This window comes from Albidovulum salinarum (genome assembly GCF_025673475.1).
Classification (GTDB): domain Bacteria; phylum Pseudomonadota; class Alphaproteobacteria; order Rhodobacterales; family Rhodobacteraceae; genus Albidovulum; species Albidovulum salinarum.
In genome coordinates this window covers 67703-87712 of the sequence record NZ_JAOVQO010000011.1, presented here as the reverse complement: position 1 = coordinate 87712, position 20010 = coordinate 67703, and the positions used below count along the sequence as shown (strand labels likewise).

The 20010-nt window shown below is 67.1% G+C and carries 18 protein-coding genes; 10 read left to right on the top strand and 8 right to left on the bottom strand.

What is annotated here, in order from left to right; translation table 11 throughout:
• Positions 1–2 precede the first annotated feature (2 nt).
• From OEZ60_RS12785 to OEZ60_RS12770, 4 genes are read right to left on the bottom strand one after another with little or no spacing between them, the layout of a single operon-like run.
• Positions 3–686, bottom strand: coding sequence for a GntR family transcriptional regulator (locus OEZ60_RS12785; RefSeq protein ID WP_263336757.1), 684 nt, complete (start codon positions 684–686; stop codon positions 3–5).
• A gap of 7 nt (positions 687–693) precedes the next feature.
• Positions 694–1599: a DMT family transporter gene (locus tag OEZ60_RS12780; RefSeq protein ID WP_263336756.1), complete on the bottom strand. Its 906-nt coding sequence runs from the start codon at positions 1597–1599 to the stop codon at positions 694–696.
• Positions 1600–1608: 9 nt separating this feature from the next.
• Entirely contained in the window at positions 1609–2769 is a 1161-nt protein-coding gene (gene argE / locus OEZ60_RS12775) for an acetylornithine deacetylase (protein WP_263336754.1), read from the bottom strand.
• A gap of 4 nt (positions 2770–2773) precedes the next feature.
• Positions 2774–3958: a M24 family metallopeptidase gene (locus OEZ60_RS12770; RefSeq protein WP_263336751.1), complete on the bottom strand. Its 1185-nt coding sequence runs from the start codon at positions 3956–3958 to the stop codon at positions 2774–2776.
• Between the two features lie 193 nt (positions 3959–4151).
• On the opposite strand from OEZ60_RS12770, the gene OEZ60_RS12765 reads away from it, so the two are divergent.
• The 8 genes from OEZ60_RS12765 (at position 4152) to OEZ60_RS12730 (ending at position 10820) form a co-directional block, all read left to right on the top strand.
• On the top strand, positions 4152–4997 hold the full coding sequence (locus tag OEZ60_RS12765; RefSeq protein WP_263336749.1) for a transporter substrate-binding domain-containing protein: 846 nt from the start codon (positions 4152–4154) through the stop codon (positions 4995–4997).
• A gap of 73 nt (positions 4998–5070) precedes the next feature.
• Entirely contained in the window at positions 5071–5736 is a 666-nt protein-coding gene (ehuC, locus tag OEZ60_RS12760; protein ID WP_263336746.1) for an ectoine/hydroxyectoine ABC transporter permease subunit EhuC, read from the top strand.
• 1 nt (position 5737) lies between these two features.
• Positions 5738–6406, top strand: coding sequence for an ectoine/hydroxyectoine ABC transporter permease subunit EhuD (gene ehuD, locus OEZ60_RS12755; protein WP_263336744.1), 669 nt, complete (start codon positions 5738–5740; stop codon positions 6404–6406).
• The gene (gene ehuA / locus OEZ60_RS12750) at positions 6406–7221 is read left to right on the top strand and encodes an ectoine/hydroxyectoine ABC transporter ATP-binding protein EhuA (RefSeq protein WP_290428718.1); all 816 of its coding nucleotides are present in this window, start codon (positions 6406–6408) and stop codon (positions 7219–7221) included. The genes ehuD and ehuA overlap by 1 nt, the downstream gene beginning before the upstream one ends.
• A 1-nt stretch (position 7222) precedes the next feature.
• The gene (gene eutB, locus OEZ60_RS12745; protein WP_263336742.1) at positions 7223–8227 is read left to right on the top strand and encodes a hydroxyectoine utilization dehydratase EutB; all 1005 of its coding nucleotides are present in this window, start codon (positions 7223–7225) and stop codon (positions 8225–8227) included.
• Complete coding sequence (locus OEZ60_RS12740; protein WP_263336739.1) at positions 8217–9203, top strand: cyclodeaminase; 987 nt, start codon at positions 8217–8219, stop codon at positions 9201–9203. The genes eutB and OEZ60_RS12740 overlap by 11 nt, the downstream gene beginning before the upstream one ends.
• Position 9204: 1 nt before the next feature.
• Positions 9205–10347 carry a M24 family metallopeptidase gene (locus OEZ60_RS12735; RefSeq protein WP_263336737.1) on the top strand — a complete coding sequence of 381 codons (1143 nt, stop codon included), beginning with the start codon at positions 9205–9207 and terminating at the stop codon, positions 10345–10347.
• Positions 10344–10820 carry an Lrp/AsnC family transcriptional regulator gene (locus tag OEZ60_RS12730; RefSeq protein WP_263336735.1) on the top strand — a complete coding sequence of 159 codons (477 nt, stop codon included), beginning with the start codon at positions 10344–10346 and terminating at the stop codon, positions 10818–10820. The genes OEZ60_RS12735 and OEZ60_RS12730 overlap by 4 nt, the downstream gene beginning before the upstream one ends.
• Before the next feature lie 170 nt (positions 10821–10990).
• Here OEZ60_RS12730 and OEZ60_RS12725 read toward each other — a convergent pair whose 3' ends face one another.
• Positions 10991–11449, bottom strand: coding sequence for a hypothetical protein (locus OEZ60_RS12725; RefSeq protein WP_263336732.1), 459 nt, complete (start codon positions 11447–11449; stop codon positions 10991–10993).
• Between the two features lie 314 nt (positions 11450–11763).
• On the opposite strand from OEZ60_RS12725, the gene OEZ60_RS12720 reads away from it, so the two are divergent.
• Both OEZ60_RS12720 and OEZ60_RS12715 read left to right on the top strand, forming a co-directional pair.
• Complete coding sequence (locus tag OEZ60_RS12720) at positions 11764–13239, top strand: NAD-dependent succinate-semialdehyde dehydrogenase (protein ID WP_263336730.1); 1476 nt, start codon at positions 11764–11766, stop codon at positions 13237–13239.
• An 84-nt stretch (positions 13240–13323) separates the two neighbouring features.
• A complete protein-coding gene (locus tag OEZ60_RS12715; RefSeq protein ID WP_263336729.1) occupies positions 13324–14697 on the top strand; it encodes an aspartate aminotransferase family protein in 1374 nt (457 codons plus the stop codon).
• 44 nt (positions 14698–14741) lie between these two features.
• Here the strand turns inward: OEZ60_RS12715 and OEZ60_RS12710 are convergent, their stop codons facing one another.
• The 3 genes from OEZ60_RS12710 to OEZ60_RS12700 are packed head-to-tail and all read right to left on the bottom strand — an operon-like array spanning position 14742 to position 19899.
• Positions 14742–17789 (bottom strand): efflux RND transporter permease subunit, encoded by a 3048-nt coding sequence (locus OEZ60_RS12710; protein WP_263336726.1) that lies wholly within the window; start codon positions 17787–17789, stop codon positions 14742–14744.
• Positions 17786–18853: an efflux RND transporter periplasmic adaptor subunit gene (locus OEZ60_RS12705; RefSeq protein WP_263336724.1), complete on the bottom strand. Its 1068-nt coding sequence runs from the start codon at positions 18851–18853 to the stop codon at positions 17786–17788. The genes OEZ60_RS12710 and OEZ60_RS12705 overlap by 4 nt, the downstream gene beginning before the upstream one ends.
• Positions 18850–19899: an efflux RND transporter periplasmic adaptor subunit gene (locus OEZ60_RS12700; protein ID WP_263336723.1), complete on the bottom strand. Its 1050-nt coding sequence runs from the start codon at positions 19897–19899 to the stop codon at positions 18850–18852. Before OEZ60_RS12700 ends, OEZ60_RS12705 begins: the two co-directional genes overlap by 4 nt.
• Positions 19900–20010: the final 111 nt, after the last annotated feature.

Here is a 20010-nt window from a genome sequence, read left to right as displayed (position 1 = left end):
GGTCAGCCGGCGGTCCCGCGCCGCATCCGTTCGAAGCTCATCGAGATATGCGCGCGCTGGATCAGCGACGCCGCATGCAGGTCGCCGATCCTCAGTGCGGCGAGGACGTCCTCGACCTCGCGGGTAAAGACCGCCATCTCCTCGGCGAGGTCGATCCGCGCGGCAAAGATCGACTTCAGCCAGATCCGCGTCGTCCGCACATAGAGCCGCTCGTTGATCTCGCGCAGCGGCTCGTTCGCGGTCAGCCTCTGCGCCGCGAGGAAGAAGTCCATGATGAGCTGGGCATAGGGTTTCGGATCCGCCTCTCGGCTCAGTTTCCGAGCCCGGACGAGGAGTTTTTCGAACTCGGTCATCAGTTCGGGGCCGGGCGGCACGGGGTCGAGCTTGCCGGTAAGCTCTGCGAGCTCGAGCCGGAGCCGGTAGGTTTGCCCCAGCTCGTCGATCTCGACATCTGTCACGAAGGTGCCGACGCCGTGGACCGACTGCACCAGCCCCTCGCCCTCGAGCCTTGCCAGCACGCGGCGGAGCGGTGTCCTGCTGACGCCGAACTCGGCGGCGAGCGCCTCTTCCGAGAGCCGGGTCCCGGGCGCGTAATCGAGAAGGCAGATGCGGTTGCGCAGCTCGGCGTGCATGCGCTCGAACCGGCCACGGGCGCCGGGCGTTATGTCGTCGGTCTGGGCGTTCAAGGGGTGCTCATCCTCCCGTTGTCTGGCGGTTGACGATGTAAACTCCGGCGGCGGCGAGCGCAAAGCCTACGAGTGCGAGTCGGGTGACCGCCTCTCCGAGGATCGCCCAGGCGAGGAGCATGGCGAGCGGCGGCACGAGGTAAAGGAGTGCCGAGATCCGCGTCGCGTCGCCGCGCTGGAGCAGCGCGATGTAGAGACCGATCGAAATGATCGAATTGGCGATGACGAGGTAGGCGAGCGCGATCACCAGTTCCGGGTGCCAGTCGATGACCATGGACTCGGTCGCCCAGGCGGCGGGTAGGAGCACCGCGAAGCCGACTGCGTATTGAACGGCGCCGCCCACCGCCGGATCGGTCCGGAGTCCGTGCCACTTCTCGAAAAGCGTGGCGAGCGTGATGCCGAGCAGCGCCGCGAAGGCCAGCGCGACGGCGATCCAGGGGCTCGGGCCGAGCGTCCCGCCCGAGACGATGACGAGGAGGACACCGAGGAAGCCGAGCGCCAGCCCGGCCCAGAGGTAGCGCCCGCCGCGCTTGCCGGTGACGAGGGGCGCGAGCGCCGCGACGAGGATCGGCTGCAGCGCCATGATGATCGCCGTCGTTCCGGCATTCATGCCGCGCTTCATCGCGAGGTAGGCGAGGCCGAAATAGACGCACTGTATGAGGAATCCGGTGAGCGCCAGCGCCCCCCAGTGCCGCGCCGTCGCGGGCCAGCGCAGGCGCGGGCGCAGCAGGAACGGCAGGAGCGCCAGCGCCGCCAGGCCGTAGCGGACCGTCAGCATGGTCAGGGGCTCGATATGCGCAAGTCCGAGCTTGGCGAAGCTGTAGCCTCCCGACCAGAACAGCAGGAAAACGAAGGGCGCGGCGCGCCAGAAGGCCGCGTTGCCCGACCCGTCCGTTGCCGTCGTGGTCTGCATCGCTCCCCCTTACGCGGCGAGCTTGCCGCCCAGCCGCTCCAGCATCACCAGACATTCGGTCAACTGGTCAAGGGCCAGGTATTCGTCGGGCTTGTGCGCCTGCTCGATCGAGCCCGGCCCGCAGACGACGGCCGACATGCCGAGGCTCTGGAAGATCCCGGCCTCGGTCCCGAAGGGCACGGTGTCGGCGCCGTTGGCGCCGGTGAGCTCCATCAGGATGTCCTTGGTCTCGTTCTCGTCTGCCGGGATCAGCCCGTCGACCTCGCCCATCACCTCGGTCACGATGTCGGCGTCGGGCGAGACCGCGCGCATCGCCGGCAGGAGCGTGTGGGTGCAGAAGGCGTGGAGGTCAGCCTTCACGAAATCGGCGTCGCCGCTCTGGACCGGGCGCATTTCCCAGTCGATCCGCGCCTTGCCGGGGATGACGTTGTGGGCGACCCCGCCCACGAGCGCGCCGGTGTTGATCGTGGTCCAGGGCGGTTCGAACCGGCTGTCCTTCGGCGCGCGGGCCTTGAGCTGGTCCTTCAGCTCCAGAAGCCGCGCGACGTAGCGCACCGCGTATTCGACCGCGTTGACGCCGCGGTCCGGGCCGGAGCCGTGGCCTTCGAGCCCGGTGAAATGGGTCGAGTATTCATAACAGCCCTTGTGGCCCTCGATGATCCGCATCGAGGTCGGCTCGCCGATGATCGCGACGCCGGGGCGGGTGCCCTGCGCGCGAAGGATCTGCGCCAGCGCCTGCGCGCCGAGGCAGCCGGTCTCCTCGTCATGGGTGAAGGCGAAATGGACCGGTCGGTCCTTGACCCTCTCGGCATAGAACGGCGCCATCGCCACCGCGGCGGCGATGAAGCCCTTCATGTCGCAGGTGCCGCGGCCGTAGAGCTTGCCGTCGCGCTCGACCATCTCGAACGGGTCGGTCGACCAGTTCTGGTCGGTCACCGGCACCACGTCGGAATGGCCCGACAAAAGGATGCCGCCGTCCACGTCCGGCCCGAGCGTCGCGAAGAGATTGGCCTTCGCCCCGGTCGCGTCGCGGTGGATGTCGACCCGCGCGCCGACCGCCTCCAGCCGCCCGGCGAGGAACTCGATCAGCTCCAGATTGCTGTCCGGCGAAACCGTCGGATAGGCGATGAGCTGGCGCAGGAGTGCCTTGGTGTCGTCGAGGTAATGCACCGTCTCAGTCCTTGATGAAGAGCTTGCGCTCGACGTTGCAGAAGGGCTCGGCCGGGCCGCTTTCCGTAATCAGGATGGTCTCGGTGGTCTCGAGCCCCCAGCTTTCCATCCAGAGCGCCGGCATGAAGTGGAAGACCATGCCGGGTTCGAGCACGGTCTCGTCCTCGGTGCGGATCGAGGCGGTGCGCTCGCCCCAGTCGGGCGGGTAGCTGAGGCCGATCGGATAGCCCATGCGCCCCTCGCGCTTGATGCCGTATTTCTTCAGGACCCCGAGGAAGGCATTGGCGATGTCGCAGGTCCGGTTGCCGGCCCGCGCGGCGTCGAGCCCGGCCGCGATCCCCTCGATCTGGGCCTTCTCGGCCTCCAGCATCTCGGCCGGCGGCGTGCCGAGATAGACCGTGCGGCACAAGGGTGCGTGATAGCGGCGGTAGCAGCCCGAAAGCTCGAAGAAGGTCGCCTCGCCCGAGCGCATCGGCGCACCGTTCCAGGTCAGGTGCGCGGCGGTCGCGTCGAGCCCCGAGGGCGTCAGCGGCACGATGGCGGGATAGTCGCCCCAGATGTCGCCGACGCCGGTGATCCCGGCATGAAAGATCTCGGCCACGAGCTCGTTCTTGCGCAGGCCCGGCTCGGCCTTCTCGATCGCGGTGCGGATGACCTTTTCGGAGATCTTCGCGGCGTTGCGGATGAAGGCCACCTCCTCGCCCGACTTCACCAGCCGCTGCCAGTTCACAAGCGCGGTGGCGTCGACGAATGTGGCGTTCGGCAGTTCGGCCTGCAGGACGGCATGGGCCTTCGCAGAGTAGTAGTAGTTCTCCATCTCCACGCCGATCCGCGCGCCTTCGAGGCCGAGTGCCCGGAGATGGCCCGCGAGGTCCTGCATCGGGTGATGCACCGTCGACTGGACGTATTTGTCGGCATAGCCGTGGATCGTGCCTGCCTCCATCCAGCAGGTCCGGAGCGCGCCGAGGCTGTCCATGTAGCGGCCCCACCAGTGGGGATCGCCCTCCTTCGTCAGGATCACGCCCTGGTGGACGTAGAACGACCAGCCGTCATAGCCGGTGAGCCAGGCCTGGTTCGACGGGTCGGTAACGAAGATCGCGTCGATCCCGACCTTCTCCATTGCGGCGCGGGTCTTGGCGATGCGGCGCGCGTATTCGGCCGCGCCGAAGGGAGCGTTTGGCAGTCCCATGTGGTCCTCGTGGGTGATGTGGATGCTCAATTGTGCACAACGCTAGTTCGAAACGTCGATGTTGGCAAGATGATTGCGTCAATAGGGAATGAATTGTCCGATTATTCCTTGACATAAGAGCTTTGCGACCGATGATGTGCACAACATTCGGGATTTCGACTCGAAAGCTCGGAAAACTGCCAGGGAGGGCGGCATGAAGAAATCACTGATGATGACCACGGTTCTGGCCGGAATCGCGCTCGGCGCGTCGACTGTCGCGGCGATGGCGGGCGCGCTGATGGACCGGATCAACGCCGGCGAATCGATCCGCATCGGCTTTGCCAACGAGGTGCCCTGGGCCTATCCGGGCGAGGGCAACGCGCCGCTCGGTTTCGTCAACGCCTATGTGCTCGGCGTCCTCGGCGAGATGGGCTACGACAATATCGAGCCGGTGGTGACCGACTGGGGCGGGCTCATCCCCGGCCTCCAGGCCAACCGCTTCGACATGATCACCGGCGGCATGTACATCCTCAATTCCCGCTGCGAGAACGTGACCTTCTCGGAGCCGATGGCGAAGGTGTCCGACGCCTTCATCGTCCAGACCGGCAACCCCGAGGGCATCTCGACCTATACCGACTTCGTCGCCAAGAACGCGACGATGGTGACCGGCGCCGGCTTCAACACGATCGAGGCGGCGATGAAGGAAGGTGTGCCGGAGGCGCAGATCATGCAGGTTCCGGGGCCGACCGAGATCCTCGCCGCCGTGAAGGCCGGCCGTGCCGCCGCCGGCGCCGTGACCTTCTTCACCGCGCAGGAACTTGCCAGGAACTCCGGCGGCGAGATCGAGGTGACCGATCCCGGCGCGCTGCCCGAATGGACCCAGAACTGGGTCGGCATCGGCTTCCGTCATGACGACACCGATTTCGTCGCAGCGTTCAACGAGGCGCAGGCGAAGTATCTCGGCTCCGACGCGATGCTCGCCTCGGTTGCCGAATACGGCTACGACGCCAAGGTCCTGCCCGGTGACGAAACCACCGAATGGGTCTGCGCCAACCGCTGAGGACGGCTGACCGCCTGAACGGACGGGTCCGCAGGCCGGGCCCGTCCGACCGTCGCCAGAGAGCGGAGCGCGCATGTCTTACCTGGATTTCCTGGCCGAACATGGCGGCCGCTACATCGACGGGACGCTGATCACGGCCGCCCAGTTCCTGCTCGCCGCGGTGCTGGCGATCCTGCTCGCACTTATCGCCGGGCTCATGAAGCTTTCGGCAAACCCGATCGCGAAGGGCGTGGCCGTCACCTATATCGAGTTCTTCCGCGGCACCTCGCTGCTCGTGCAGCTCTTCTGGCTATTCTTCGTGCTGCCCTTGTTCGGGATCACCTTCGACAAGTTCACAACCGGTTTCATCGCCGTCGGCCTCAATCTCGGCGCCTACGGGGCCGAACTGGTGCGCGGCGCGATCCAGTCGGTGCCGAAGGGCCAGTGGGAGGCGTCCTATGCGCTCTCGATGTCGCCCGCGACCCAGATGCGGCGGATCATCCTGCCGCAGGCCTTCGTCGCGATGCTGCCGCCCTGGGGCAATCTCATCATCGAGCTTCTGAAGGGCACCGCGCTCGTCTCGCTGATCGCGGTCTCGGACCTCATGTTCGAGGCACGCCAGATCAACGGCTCCACCTATCTCTCGGCGCAGGCCTTCGGCACCGCGCTGGTGATCTACTACGTCTTCGCGCGGCTTCTGGTGACGCCGTTCATGCGCTGGCTCGAACGCACGATGCGGCGCCGGATGGGGAGGGCCTGAGATGCTCGACTGGCGCTGGGACTTCACCTTCGAGATCATGCCCCGGATGCTCTGGGCCACGCTCAATACGCTGATGGCGGCGGGCATCGGCTACGCGATCGCCATCGTCCTCGGCCTCGTCCTCGCGCTGGCGCAGCGGACCCCGTACCGGCCGCTGACGCTCGTCGTGCGCGAGGCGGTCGAGTTCATCCGCTCGACGCCGCTCGTCCTGCAGATATTCTTCGTCTTCTATGTCGGCCCGCAATACGGCGTGACGCTCAGCCCCTGGGTCGCCGGCATGATCGCCATCGGCCTTCACTACGCGGCCTATCTCTCCGAGGTCTATCGCGGCGGCATCGAAAGCGTTCCGAAGGGCCAGTGGGAGGCCTGCACCGCGCTCAACATGTCGACCGCCCAGACCTATTTCCGCATCATCATCCCGCAGGCACTGCCGCTGTCGGTCGCGGGTATGGGCAATTACCTCGTCGGCATCTTCAAGGACACGCCGATGCTCTCGGTGATCGGGGTCGCCGAACTCATGCATGCCGCCAATGCGATCGGCGGCCAGCACTACCGCTACCTGGAACCCTACACGATCGTCGGCGTGGTCTTCCTGCTGATCTCGCTGCCCTCGGCCGGTTTGATCCGCGCCTTCGAAGCCTGGGTCCGCCGCAAACTGGGAATGAGCTGATGGAAGACATGTCGCGCTATCCGCTGGAGCTGACCGGGGCGGACGTGCCCATGGTGCGCTTCATGAACGTCACCAAGCGGTACGGGTCGCTCACCGTGCTCGACAGCCTCGACCTCGACGTGACCGAGGGTGAGATGGTGACGATCATCGGGCCGTCCGGCTCCGGCAAGACCACTGTTCTGCGGATGCTGATGACGCTGGAGACGATCAACGGCGGCGTCATCTACGTCGACGGCAAGCCGCTCACGCATATGGCGAAGAACGGCGTGCTGGTGCCGGCGGATGCGAAGTACCTGCGCCGCGCGCGGTCCTCGATCGGCATGTGCTTCCAGCATTTCAACCTCTTTCCCCACATGACCGCGCTGCAGAACTGCATGGAAGGCCCGGTGCAGGTGCTCGGCCTTTCGAAGAAGGAGGCGCGCGCGCGATCCGAGGAATTGCTGGAAATGGTCGGCATGATCGACAAGAAGGACCAGCACCCCTCGCGGCTCTCGGGCGGCCAGCAGCAGCGGGTGGCGATCGCCCGCGCGCTCGCCATGCGACCGAAGGTCATGCTCTTCGACGAGGTGACCTCGGCCCTCGATCCCGAGGTGATCGGCGAGGTGACGAACGTGATCCGCAAGCTCGTCAGCGAGCACAACCTGACGATGCTGATGGTCACCCACCAGATGGGCTTCGCCCGCGACATCTCGGACCGGATCTGCTTCTTCTTCGCCGGAAAGATTGAAGAGCAGGGGCCGCCCGACGCGCTGTTCGGCAGTCCGCAGCGCGACCGGACAAAGCAGTTCCTGTCCGCCGTCAAGGAAGCCGACTGACATGGATTTCGCGCTTTCCGATATCCTCGCCGCGCGGCGGGTCATCCGCGGCGTGGCGGATGCGACGCCCTTCGTGCCCTCGCCCTTCATGACGAAGGCCGCCGGCCACGATTTCCTTCTGAAGCTCGAGAACATGCAGCCAATCGGCGCCTTCAAGCTGCGCGGCGCGGTCAACGCGGTGATGACGCTGCCCGATACGGTTGGCGGCGTCACCTGTTGCTCCACCGGCAATCATGGCCGGGGCGTCGCTTACGCGGCGGCGAGGCGCGGCATGAAGGCGGTGATCTGCATGTCGAAGCTCGTGCCGGAGGCCAAGGTGAACGGCATCCGCGCGCTCGGTGCCGATGTCCGCATTATCGGCACGACGCAGGACGAGGCGATGCATGAAAGCCAGCGACTCTGCGAGGCCGAGGGGCTGGTGGAAATCTCGCCCTTCGACGATGCGAAGGTGATCGCCGGGCAGGGCACCATCGGCCTTGAGATGCTGGAGGCGCGGCCCGATCTCGCGACGCTGCTCGTGCCGCTCTCCGGCGGCGGGCTCGCGGCCGGTGTCGCGGTCGCGGCGAAGGCGATCAACCCGAAGATCAGGGTCATCGGCATCACGATGGAGCGCGGCGCCGCGATGTACGAGTCTATCCGCGCCGGGCACCCGGTCGAGGTGCCGGAATATGCCTCGCTCGCAGACAGCCTCGGCGGCGGGATCGGGCTTCAGAACCGGCTTTCGTTCCCGCTCTGCCGCGACTATCTCGACGAGGTGGTGCTCGTGACCGAGGAGGAAATCCGCCACGCGATGCAGGTGCTCTATTACGAGGACCGGATCGTCGCCGAAGGCGGCTCGGTCGTCGGCCTCGCGGCGGTGCTGTCGGGCAACGTCGCGGTGGACGGCCCCGTCGGCACCATCGTCACGGGCCGCAATCTCGACATGCAGGTCTTCAACCGGATCATGGCCGGCGAGGACGTGCGGATCGGCGATCTTGAAGTGAAAGGCAGACGCTATGGCGCATGACATCCAGATCATTACCGAGGCGGAACTGCGCGGGATCGTGAAACTCGACCTGACCACGGTCGACGTGATCGAGGCCGCCTTCGCCGCGCTGGCCCGGGGCGGCGTGGTGATGCCGCCGATCATGTCGATGGAACTCGAGGCGATGCATGGCGAGGTCGACGCCAAGACCGCCTTCATCCCCGGCTTCGACAGTTTCGCGCTGAAGGTCAGCACGGGGTTTTACGGCAACGCGAAGCTGGGCCTGCCCAGCCTCAACGGCCTGATGGTCCTGTTTTCCGCGAAGACCGGCCGCGTCGAGGCGGTCCTTCTGGACAACGGATACCTGACCGACGTCAGGACTGCCGCTGCGGGCGCGGTCGCGGCACGCCACCTCGCGCCCGAGGTGGTCGAGACGGCGGGCGTGATCGGCACCGGGCTTCAGGCGCGATTGCAGGCCGAGGCGGCGCATTTGGTGCGGCCCTTCACCCGCGTCCTCGTCCACGGCCGCGACATGGAGAAGGCGCGCGCCTGCGCCGCCGATCTGGCACGATCGCTCGGAATCGGGGCGGAAGCGGTCGATGATCCAGCTTCGCTCGTTGCCGAAAGCCAACTCGTGATCACCACGACGCCAGCGCGCGAACCGGTCCTGAAGGCCGAGTGGCTGCATCCGGGCCTCCATGTCACCGCGATGGGGTCGGACGCCGACTACAAGAACGAAATCGACCCCGCAGCTCTGTCGCGCGCCGACAGTTACGTCTGCGACCGCGTGAGCCAGTGCGAGTCCCTTGGCGAGCTTCGAACCGCGCTGGCTACAGGGCTCTGGACCGGGGGCACGCCGGCGGAGCTCGGCGAAGTCATCACGGGCCAGAAACCGGGCCGCCGATCGCCGGATGCCATCACCATCTCCGATCTCACCGGGACCGGTGTGCAGGACACCGCCATCGCCACCCATGTCCGCGCCCGGTTCCCGAAAGCCGGCACGATCATCCGGGCGTGAGATGTTCCGCAACCCCTTCTCCGATGCGGAACTCGCTCGCAGGCTCAAGGCCGTCCGCGCCGAAATCGCCGCGCGCGGCCTCGACCTCGCGGTCTTTTCGGCGCCGGAAAGCGTCTTCTACCTGACCGGCCTCGACCACTGGGGCTACTTCGCGCCGCATCACCTGATCGTGCGCCCTGAGGGCGAGACGGTGCTGGTGACGCGCCAGATGGAGCGGGTGACGATCGAGAACCAGGTCCGCAATGCCCGCTTCTCGGGCCACAGCGACAGCGTGACGGCGGCGAGCCATCTGGCGCGCGAACTGAGGTCGCTCGCGGGCAAGCGGGTCGGGTTCGAGGCCTCCTCCTCGGGCCTTACCTTCGCCGCGGGGCAGGAGATCGCGGCGGGCGCGGGCGGTTGGGCCGACATAACCGACCTCACGGACACGCTCCGTCTCGAGAAATCGCCCGAGGAACAGGCGCTGCTGCGCGCCGCGGCCAAGGCCTCGGATGCCGGCACCATCGCCGCCATAGCGGCCATCCATGACGGCGCGCGCGAGGCCGACGTTGCCGCCGAATGCACCGCCGCGATGATCCGCGCAGGCTCCAACCCGCCCGGTTTCGGCCCCTTCCTCCGCCCCGACCACCGCATCGCCGAGGAGCACACGACCTGGGGCGACGGCAACTACCGGAACGGTGAGCGGGTGATGCTGGAACTTGCCGGCTGCGTCTCGCGCTACCATGCGCCGATGGGGCGGCTCATCCATCTCGGGTTCATCCGCGACGAGGATGCGGAGATGGCCGAGATCGCGAAACGCGCCTTCGATGCGGCGTTCAACGGCCTCCGCCCCGGACGCCGCGCGCGCGACGTCTATGCCGACTGGCAGGCGGTCGTGGACGCCGCCGGGATGCCGCACTACCGCCGCCACCATTGCGGCTATCTCGTCGGAATCGGCTTCCCGCCCTCCTGGACCGGCGGCAACAAGGTCACGGGGCTGCGCCACGACAGCGATCTGGAGATCAGGGAAGGCATGAGCTTCCACCTTCTCTCGTGGTTCACCGAAACCGGGCGCGGCAATTTCTTCGTCTCGAACACTGCGCTCCTCGGTCCGGACGGGCCGGAACTGCTGACGACTGCACCAATGGGCCCGACGGTGATCGGATGAAGCTCGACGACCGCGACATCGAGATCCTGCGCATCCTCTCGACCGAGGGCCGGATCACCAAGGCCGCCCTCGCCGACCGGATCGGGCTGTCGCCGACGCCCTGCTGGGACCGGCTGAAGAAGCTTGAAAAAGCCGGGCTGATCGAGGGCTACCGGGCCGAGATCGCGCTGAAGAAGCTCGGCCCCCACGTCACGGTCTTCGTCGCCGCCGAGCTGGCCGACCACACCGCGGCGAGCTTCCGCGCCTTCGAGGCGGCGGTCGGGCGCTATGACGAGGTCGTCGCCTGCTGGGCGCTCGGTGGCGGCTTCGACTACCTGATGCAGATCGTGACCCGGGATATCGACGCCTATCAGCGGCTGATCGACGAAATGCTCGACGCGCGGATCGGGCTCGCGCGCTACTTCACCTATGTCGTGACGAAGCCGGTGAAGGGGCGGGGCGCGCCGCCGTTCGACGTGCTTCTGGGAGTGTGAAGCCCGCGCGTTTCACGCATGAAACGCAAGCCAAACAATTGTATTTGTTGTGGTATTTTGTTTTCCTTTATCCGATCTTAACCCGGTTCACGGGCCTGAGCCGCGGACGAGACCACGTGATGATGAGGTGCCGGTTTGAGCCCAAGTCTACCATCGAAACTTGAGCCAGTTTATTCAGCGCTAACGCGTATTTTGCCTTTCTCGACATAGTACGTGCGTTGAACCTCGTTGCGCCGATCAATTAGGAACCAGTTCGGTTGTCCTTCCGTAGTTGAAAACGAGAGGAAGCGGAGCGAAGCGCTTACAGACATTTCCACTTCGGGGAGCGAACCAAACACCTCGAGGTTTAATACTGTCGAATTTCGGAAGCGGTGAAATGTTGGTTCCCAGATTTCTTCCTCGCTCCAACTTCCGCAAACTATTGAATCCCGGTCTTCAATCCGCCAACTACATTCCACGCCGAGGGTTACCTCGCCGACCGGCTCACCCACTGAACCATCTCGTTTAGTCTGCGCCGTCAAACGACCAAGCTCAAAAAACACCGCTGACCCATAACCACGCCAAAGATGTCCAACTTGAAGGCCGAGTAAACTCGCGGCAAAGTTGTGGAAGTAAGGTGCTGATTTCATGCAGTTCCACTCGAGAGTATTGAGTTACAATCAGAAACTACCTTTTACGGAGCGACTATTACAATGTCCGCCTCGTCCCGCATCGGCGCTGTTCGGGATCGGTCCGGCAAACCACTTCGTCGAAACCCCTCGCGGTAAAGCCGGCAGATCTGGATCGCCGGCATCGCTTCCGGTCGCGGGTCGGGAGCCGGCGCCGAATCCGGTCCGGAGAACCGGCCCAAGGCAGAGGAATCCTCTGCCGATGCGGTCAAGTTCGGTCCCATCGCCTGCGCGTTCGGGCGATCCTTGCCGGGAGATTTCCCAGTGAGGACCAGATGCTCGACACTCCGATCCCGACCCCGCTCGTTATCGCCGACCGCAAGCTTTTTCGCAGCTTCGCCTATATCGGCGGCAAATGGTGCGCCGCCGCCTCGGGCGAGACGGTGGCCGTCACCGATCCCGCCACCGGCGCGACCGTGGGCGAGGTGGCGAGCCTTTCGGGCGAGGAGGCGAGAGGCGCCGTCGATGCGGCCGAGGCGGCCTTTCCCGGCTGGTCCGGGCTTCTGCCGCAGGCGCGCGCGGTGATCCTCCGGCGCTGGTTCGAGCTGATCCTCGCCCACAAGGAGGACCTCGCCCGGATCATGGTTCTGGAGCAGGGCAAGCCGCTTTCGGAAGCGCGGGGCGAGATCGACTACGGCGCGGCCTTCGTCGAGTTCTACGCCGAGGAGGCGAAACGCCCGAACATCGAGGGCGTGACCAGCCACCTCGCCGATGCCGAGGTCGAGCTCTGGCGTGAGCCGGTGGGCGTCGCCGCTCTCATCACGCCCTGGAACTTCCCCTCGGCGATGCTGACCCGCAAAGCGGCGGCGGCGATGGCGGCGGGCTGCACCGTCGTCTGCCACCCCTCGGCCGAGACCCCTTTCTCGGCGCTGGCACTGGCCGAGTTGGCGGAGCGCGCGGGCGTGCCCGCCGGGGTCTTCAACGTCGTCACCGGCATCGCGCCGGTGATCGTCGAACCCTGGACGAAGGACACTCGTGTCCGTGCGCTCTCCTTCACCGGCTCGACCGAGGTCGGGCGGCTTCTCTACCGGCAGTCGGCCGACACGGTGAAGCGGCTGGTGATGGAACTTGGCGGCCATGCGCCGGTCCTCGTCTTCGCAGATGCCGATCTCGACAATGCCGTGGCCGAGGTGATGAAGGCGAAATGGGCGACCTCGGGGCAGGACTGCCTCGGCGCCAACCGCATCTTCGTCGAACGCCCCGTCTACGCCGAGTTCTGTCGCCGCTTCACCGAGGCGACGCAGGCTCTGACCATCGGGCCGGGCCTCGAGGATCGCGACCTCGGCCCCCTGATGAACGAGAAGGCCGTGGCCAAGCAGGAGGAGCATGTGGCCGACGCGCTCACCAGAGGCGCGACGCTCGCCTGCGGCGGCAGGCGCCACGCGCTCGGGCCCCTGTTCTACGAGCCGACGGTGCTGACCGACGTGCCGGCGGAGGCGAAGATCCTCAGCGAGGAGACCTTCGGTCCGGTCGCGGCGGTCCTGCCCTTCGATGCCGAGGATGAGGTTGCGGCGCGGGCGAACGCCACCGAATACGGGCTCGTCGCCTATATCCATACCCAGGACCCGCGCCGGATCTACCGGCTTTCCCGGGCGCTCCAGTTCGGCATGGTCGCGGTGAACCGCACCAAGGTCACGGGCGCGCCGATCCCCTTCGGGGGCATGAAGCAGTCCGGGCTTGGCCGCGAAGGGTCGCGGCTCGGGATGGAGGAATTCACCGAGATCAAGTACGTCTGCCGCGACTGGGCCTGACGGGCAAAATCCTTTGAAGGATTTTGCGAGAATTTTTCGGAAAATTCTCGGCCGCTACGGCCGAGACGGAGAAGGGGAACTGAGATGCTGAAAAACGACCAACTGGACCAGTGGGACCGCGAGAACTTCTTCCATCCCTCGACCCATCTCGCCCAGCACGCGCGGGGCGAAAGCCCCAACCGGGTGATCAAGACCGCCTCCGGCGTCTTCATCGAGGACCGCGACGGCAACCGGCTCCTGGACGCCTTCGCCGGGCTCTACTGCGTGAACGTGGGCTATGGCCGGCAGGAAGTCGCCGAGGCCATCGCGGCGCAGGCGAAGGAACTCGCTTATTACCACGCCTATGTCGGCCACGGCACCGAAGCCTCGATCACGCTCGCCAAGATGATCCTCGACCGGGCGCCGAAGAACATGTCGAAGGTCTATTTCGGCCTCGGCGGCTCGGATGCGAACGAGACCAACGTCAAGCTCGTCTGGTACGTCAACAACATTCTCGGCCGGCCCGAGAAGAAGAAGATCATCTCTCGCTGGCGCGGCTATCACGGCTCGGGGCTGGTGACGGGTTCGCTGACCGGGCTCGAGCTCTTCCACAAGAAGTTCGACCTGCCGCTCGCCCAGGTGATCCATACCGAGGCGCCCTATTACTACCGCCGCAAGGATCTGAACCAGTCCGAGGCCGAGTTCGTCGCCCATTGCGTGGCCGAGCTCGAGGCTCTGATCGAACGCGAGGGCGCCGACACGATCGCCGCCTTCATCGGCGAGCCGGTACTCGGCACCGGCGGCATCGTGCCGCCTCCGGCCGGCTACTGGGATGCGATCCAGAAGGTCTTGAGGAAGCATGACATCCTCCTCATCGCCGACGAGGTGGTGACCGGCTTCGGGCGGCTTGGCACGATGTTCGGCTCGGATCATTACGGGATGGAGCCCGACATCATCACCATCGCCAAGGGCATGACCTCGGCCTATGCGCCGCTGTCGGGCTCGATCGTCTCCGACAAGGTCTGGAAGGTGCTGGAGAAGGGCACCGACGAGAACGGCGCCATCGGCCACGGCTGGACCTACTCCGCCCATCCGATCGGCGCGGCGGCGGGGGTGGCGAACCTCAAGCTCATCGACGATTTGAAGCTCGTCCAGAACGCGGGCGAGGTCGGGGCTTATCTTAAGAAGACGATGACCGAGGCGCTGGGCGACCACGCCAATGTCGGCGACATTCGCGGCGAGGGCATGCTCTGCGCGGTCGAGTTCGTCGAGGACAGGGCCGAGCGCCGCTTCTTCGACCCGGCCAAGAAGATCGGGCCGCAGGTCTCGGCCACGCTTCTCGCCCAGGACAAGGTCATCGCGCGGGCGATGCCGCAGGGCGACATCCTCGGCTTCGCGCCGCCGTTCTGCCTGACGAAGGCCGAGGCCGACACCGTGGTCGCGGCAACCGCCCGGGCGGTCAGGACGGTGCTCGGCTGAACGAAGTCGCCGGGGCGGGGGCGTCACCGCCCCGGCCCCGGAGGTCATCGGGTTCCGTCCGGGCGGCGGACCCGGAACACCGCGAGATAGAGTGCCGGAACGAAGACCAGCGTGATCACCGTGCCGGCGATGATGCCGCCCATCATCGCATAGGCCATCGGCCCCCAGAAGATCTGCCGCGAGATCGGAATGAGCGCGAGGCTCGCCGCCGCCGCGGTCAGGAGGATCGGCCGGGCGCGCGCGTCGGAGGCCTCGAAGACCGCGTCCCAGACCGGGCGGCCCTTTCCGCGCAGCACCTCGATCTCGTCGACGAGGATGATCGAGTTGCGGATGAGGATGCCGACGAGCGCCAGCACCCCGAGGATCGCGACGAAGCCGAGGGGCGCGCCCGAGGGCACCAGCGCCGCGACCACCCCGATGAGGCCGAGCGGCGCCACGCAGAGCACCACGAAGCTGAGGCGGAAGCCCTGCATCTGGACCATGATCAGCGTCAGCATGATCAGCGCCATCAGGGGTACGACGGCGGCGATCGGCGCCTGGCTTTCGGCGCTTTCGGCCACCGCGCCGCCGAGTTCGACGTGATAGCCGAAGGGCAGTGCGGCGTCGAAGGCGGTGATCTTCTCCGCGAGCGCCGCGACGATGGTCGCGGGCTGGTCCTTGGTGGCGATCGCCGCCTTCACCGTGATCGTCGGCATCCGGTTGCGCTGGTGGATCACCGGCTGCTCGGTCTCGTAGCGGAAGGTGGCGACGGCGCGGAGCGGGATCGTGAGCCCGTTTGCCGCCGAGAGCTGCAGGCCCGCGAGCGCCTCGACCGACTCGCGCGAGCGTTCATCGCCGCGGGCGAGGATGTCGACGAGATACTCCGCGTCGCGCAACTCGGTGACGCCGGCGCCGTCGTAGATCGCGTTCAGCGCCGCAGCGATGTCTACCGGCGTGATGCCGAGCTGGCGCGCCTTGTCCTGCAGGATCTCGACCCGGACCACGCGGGCGGGCTCGTTCCAGTCCATCACGAGATTGGCAAGCCGGTCGTCGGTCGCGACCAGCGCGGCGAGGTCGCGCGCCTGGTCGCGCAGCACCGCGATGTCGGGGCCCGAGATGCGGTACTGTACCGGGCGGCCGACCGGTGGGCCGATTTCCAGAAGCTTGACGAAGGTATCGATGCCGGGGAAGTCGCGTGCGGCGATCGCGTTCAGCTCGGCCCGAAGCGCGTCACGCGCCTCGACCGAGGGGGTCTGGATCACGATCTGTCCGGTGTTCGGCCCCGGCGTCGGCACGTCGTAGGCGAGAAGAAAGCGCGGCGCCCCGCGGCCGACATAGGAGGACCAGAAGAGCACGTTCTCGTTGCCCTCAAGATGCGCCTCGATCCGGTCCATCTCGGCCGCGGTCGCCGAGATCGCGGCGTTCTGCGGCAGGGCCACGTCGATGATCAGCTCGGGCCGGTCGGAATTCGGGAAGAACTGCTGCTCGACGTAGCGCATGCCCCAGATCGACAGGCCGAATACCGCGACCGTCAGTCCGATGGTGATCCAGCGATGCGCCATGGCCTGGCGCAGGACCCGGTGGAACACACGCCGCGCCCGGCCCGGCTCGCCCGTGTGATGCGCCATCTTCGCAGGCAGGAAGGTCACGCCGAGAAGCGGCGCGAACAGGACCGCGACGATCCACGAGACGAGGAGCGATACCGCGATGACGACGAAGAGCGAGAAGGTGAACTCGCCCGCCGCCGAGTCGTTGAGGCCCACGGGGATGAAGCCCGCCACCGTAACGAGCGTGCCGGTGAGCATCGGGAAGGCGATCGAGGTCCAGGCATAGGAGGCCGCCGAGGTCAGGCTGTCGCCCTTCTCCAGTCGCGCGATCATCGTCTCGATCGCGATCATCGCGTCGTCGACCAGAAGCCCGAGCGCGATGATCAGCGCGCCGAGCGAGATCCTTTGCAGCGTGAAGCCCGAATAATGCATGATCACGAAGGTGATCGCGAGCACGAGCGGGATCGTCAGCGTGACGACGAAGCCCGCCCGCATACCGAGGCTGATGAAGCTGACCGCCAGCACGATCAGCACCGCCTCGAGAAGCGCCTGGAGGAAATGCCCCACCGCCTCGTCCACCACATGCGGCTGGTCGGCGACCTGGTGGATCTCGATCCCGATCGGCAACTCGGCCGCCGCGATGGCCATCACCTGGTCGAGCTCGGCGCCGAATTCGAGGATGTTGGCGCCGGTCTTCATGCCGACGGCGAGGCCCACCGCCTCCTGCCCCTCGTAGCGGAAGATCTCGGCGGGCGGGTCCTCGTAGGTGCGGCGGATATTGGCGACGTCGGTGAGCCGGAAGAAGCGGTCACCGACGCGCAGGTTGATGTCCTCGAGGCTTTCCGTGCCGGAGAACTGGCCGCCGATCCGCACCAGCACCTGCTCCGGGCCGGCGTCGATCACGCCCGAGGGCAGGATCGCGTTCTGCGCGGCGAGCGTCGCCTGCACCGCCTGCTGGTTCAGCCCGAGTGCCGCGAGCCGTTCGGTCGAGAACTCGAGATAGATCACCTCGTCGCGGGTGCCGTAGATCTCCACCTTGCCGGAATCCGGCAGCGCCTGCACCGCGCGGCGGATGCGCTCGACATAATCGCGCACCTCGCGCGGGCTGAAGCCGTCGGAGGTGAAGGCGTAGAGATTGCCGAAGACGTCGCCGAACGAGTCGTTGAACTGGAAGCCCGCGAACTCGGCCGGGAATTCGGGCCGGATGTCGGCCATCATGTTGCGCACCTGCTGCCAGATCCGCGGGATCTCGTCCGGGCGCGTGGTCGGCAGGAGCTCGACATAGACGATGGACCGGCCCGGCGCGGTGACGGAGCGGGTGTAGTCGAGCTCGTCGATATCCTCGAGCTTCTTCTCGATCCTGTCGGTGACCTGGCGCAGCGTCTCGGCGGTGTCGGCGCCGGGCAGGGCGGCGGAGATGATCATCGTCTTGATCGAGAAGTCGGGATCCTCCTCGCGGCCGATGCTTACATAGGCGAGCACCCCCGCGGCGAGCGAGACGATCATCAGGAACCAGACGAAGGAGCGGTGGTTGAGCGCCCAGTCGGACAGGTTGAAGCGTTTCATTCGGCCACACGCGGGCCGACGATCTGCCCGTCCTCAAGAGAATGGATGCCCTTCACGACGACCTCGTCGCCCGGCGACAGGCCGTCCGCGATCAGCACGTAGTCGCCCGTTCCGGGGCCGAGCGTCACCGGCACGCGGCGCACGCTGTGGTCGTCGCGGTCGACGGTCCAGACCGCGGCCGCGCCCTCGGGATCAAGCACCGCGCTGAGCGGCAGGACGACGCCTGCCTCGACGCCGATGCTGGGGGTGACGCGGGCGAGCGCGCCCAGGCGGTAGGCATCGGGCGGCTCGGTCAGCGTCAAATGCGCGCGCCGCGTGCGGGTGCTGCGCTCGGCCACCGGATCGATCCGGGTCAGAGTCGCGGCGGCGGTGATCGCGGGATTGGCGGCGAGCGTCACGTCGAACGCCATGCCGGTCCTCATGGCGGCGGCGTCGGAATCGCTGATGTCGATGACGATCTCGCGCTCGCCGGTCGCGGCGAGGCGGAGGACCGGCTGCCCGGCGTCAAGCGGGGTGCCTGGCTCGGCGAAGACCTCGGTCACCACGCCGTCCTGCGGTGCGGTGAGGGTGGCGAGGCCGCGCATGTCCTCGGCGCGGGCCAGTGCCGCGCGCGCCTGCTCGAGCCGCGCCTCGGCGGCGACGTAGGCGCGTTCGGCATCCTCGCGCCGGGTCTCGCTGCCGACACCGCGGGCGGCCAGTTCGCGGGCACGGTCGCGGGCATCGGTGGCGGAGTTGAGCTGCGCCTCGGCCACGGTCACGCCGGCTTCGGCGGCGCGCAGGTCGGCGTCAAGCTCCTCGGGGTCGAGCCGGGCCAGCACCTCGCCCCCTGCGACGGTATCGCCGGCCGAGACCGGTCGTTCCGCCACCGTGCCGATCAGCGGGAAGCCGAGATCGGCCCGGATCCGGGCGACGATGGTGCCGACATAGCTGATCGGCAGGCCGGTCTCGGGATTGACGATGACCGAGACCACCGGCCGCGGCGCGGCGGTGTCCGGCGCCGGCGCGTCCTCGGCTGCCGCGGGAAGCGCCAGCGCCAGCGCGAGGGTCAGGGCGATCCACCTCATTGCACCACCTCCGCCGCCTGCACGATCCGGCCCGGATAGAGAAGCTGCGCGCCCCGCGCAACCACGAGCGTGCCTTCCTCGATGCCCTCGGCCAGGATGATCCGGCCGGTCTCGAACCGTTCGATCCGGACCTGCCGCAGGGCGACCGCCATCGTCGCGGGGTCGACCGTCCAGATCGCCGGCCCCTCGGCGGTCGCGCTCATGGCGTTATGGGGCAGCACGACGCGCGCTTTTCCCACCACCTCGGCGGTTCCGCGCACCGCCTCGCCGTAGTCGAGCCCCGCGGGCGGGTCGTCGACCGCCACCGTCACCGCGACCGTCCCGGTCTGCGGATCGACCACCGGCGAGATCTCGTAGATATGGCCCTCGAACCGCTCGCCCGGCCGGTCGATCCGGTTCAGCCCGATCAACGCGGGCGTCGCGCCGACGGTCATCAGCACCTCCGGCACGTCGAAGACCGCGTCGAACCTGGTTCCGAGTGCCAGTTCCATGACCGGCTGCGCTGCGCCGACGACCTGGCCCACCTCGACCATGCGCCGCGTTACCGTCGCCTCCTCGGGGGCCAGGAGCAGGGTGTCGTCGAGCGCGGTCCGCGCCCGGTCAAGCTCGGCCCTGGCTTGGGCAAGCGCGCCCTCGGCGACGCTCAGCGCGTCCTCGGTGCTGTCGCGACTGGCCCGCGTCGTCGCGCCGCGCGTGAGCAGCGCCTCCTGACGCTCGAGATCCTCGATCGCTTGGCGGTGGTCGGCGGCCGCGGTCGAGAGCCCGGCCTCGGCGGCGCGCAGCGCCTGTTCCTGCTGCACCGAATCCATCCGCGCCAGAACCGCGCCCTTCGCCACGCGCGCTCCGGCATCTACCATCACCTCGACGATCCGGCCGCTTAGCGGGAAGGCTGCCGACAGCCGGTCTCGGGCGCGCACCTCGCCGGTCAGGGAGTAGACCCGGACATCGGTCTCTGCCCGCGCCGTGACGATCTCGACCGTGAGCGGTTCGGCCACGGCCGGGGCGGCGCAGAGCCAGATCAGGGCGGCCGTGCGGGACAGGGACATCGCTTCACCTCCGGGCGTGCTCGGCACTCCGCCGAAACGCCGAGCCTAACAAATCCTCACCCGACGTCGAGGCATCTGCGTGCCGAATTGCCGGTGGCGACGCCACGGAAG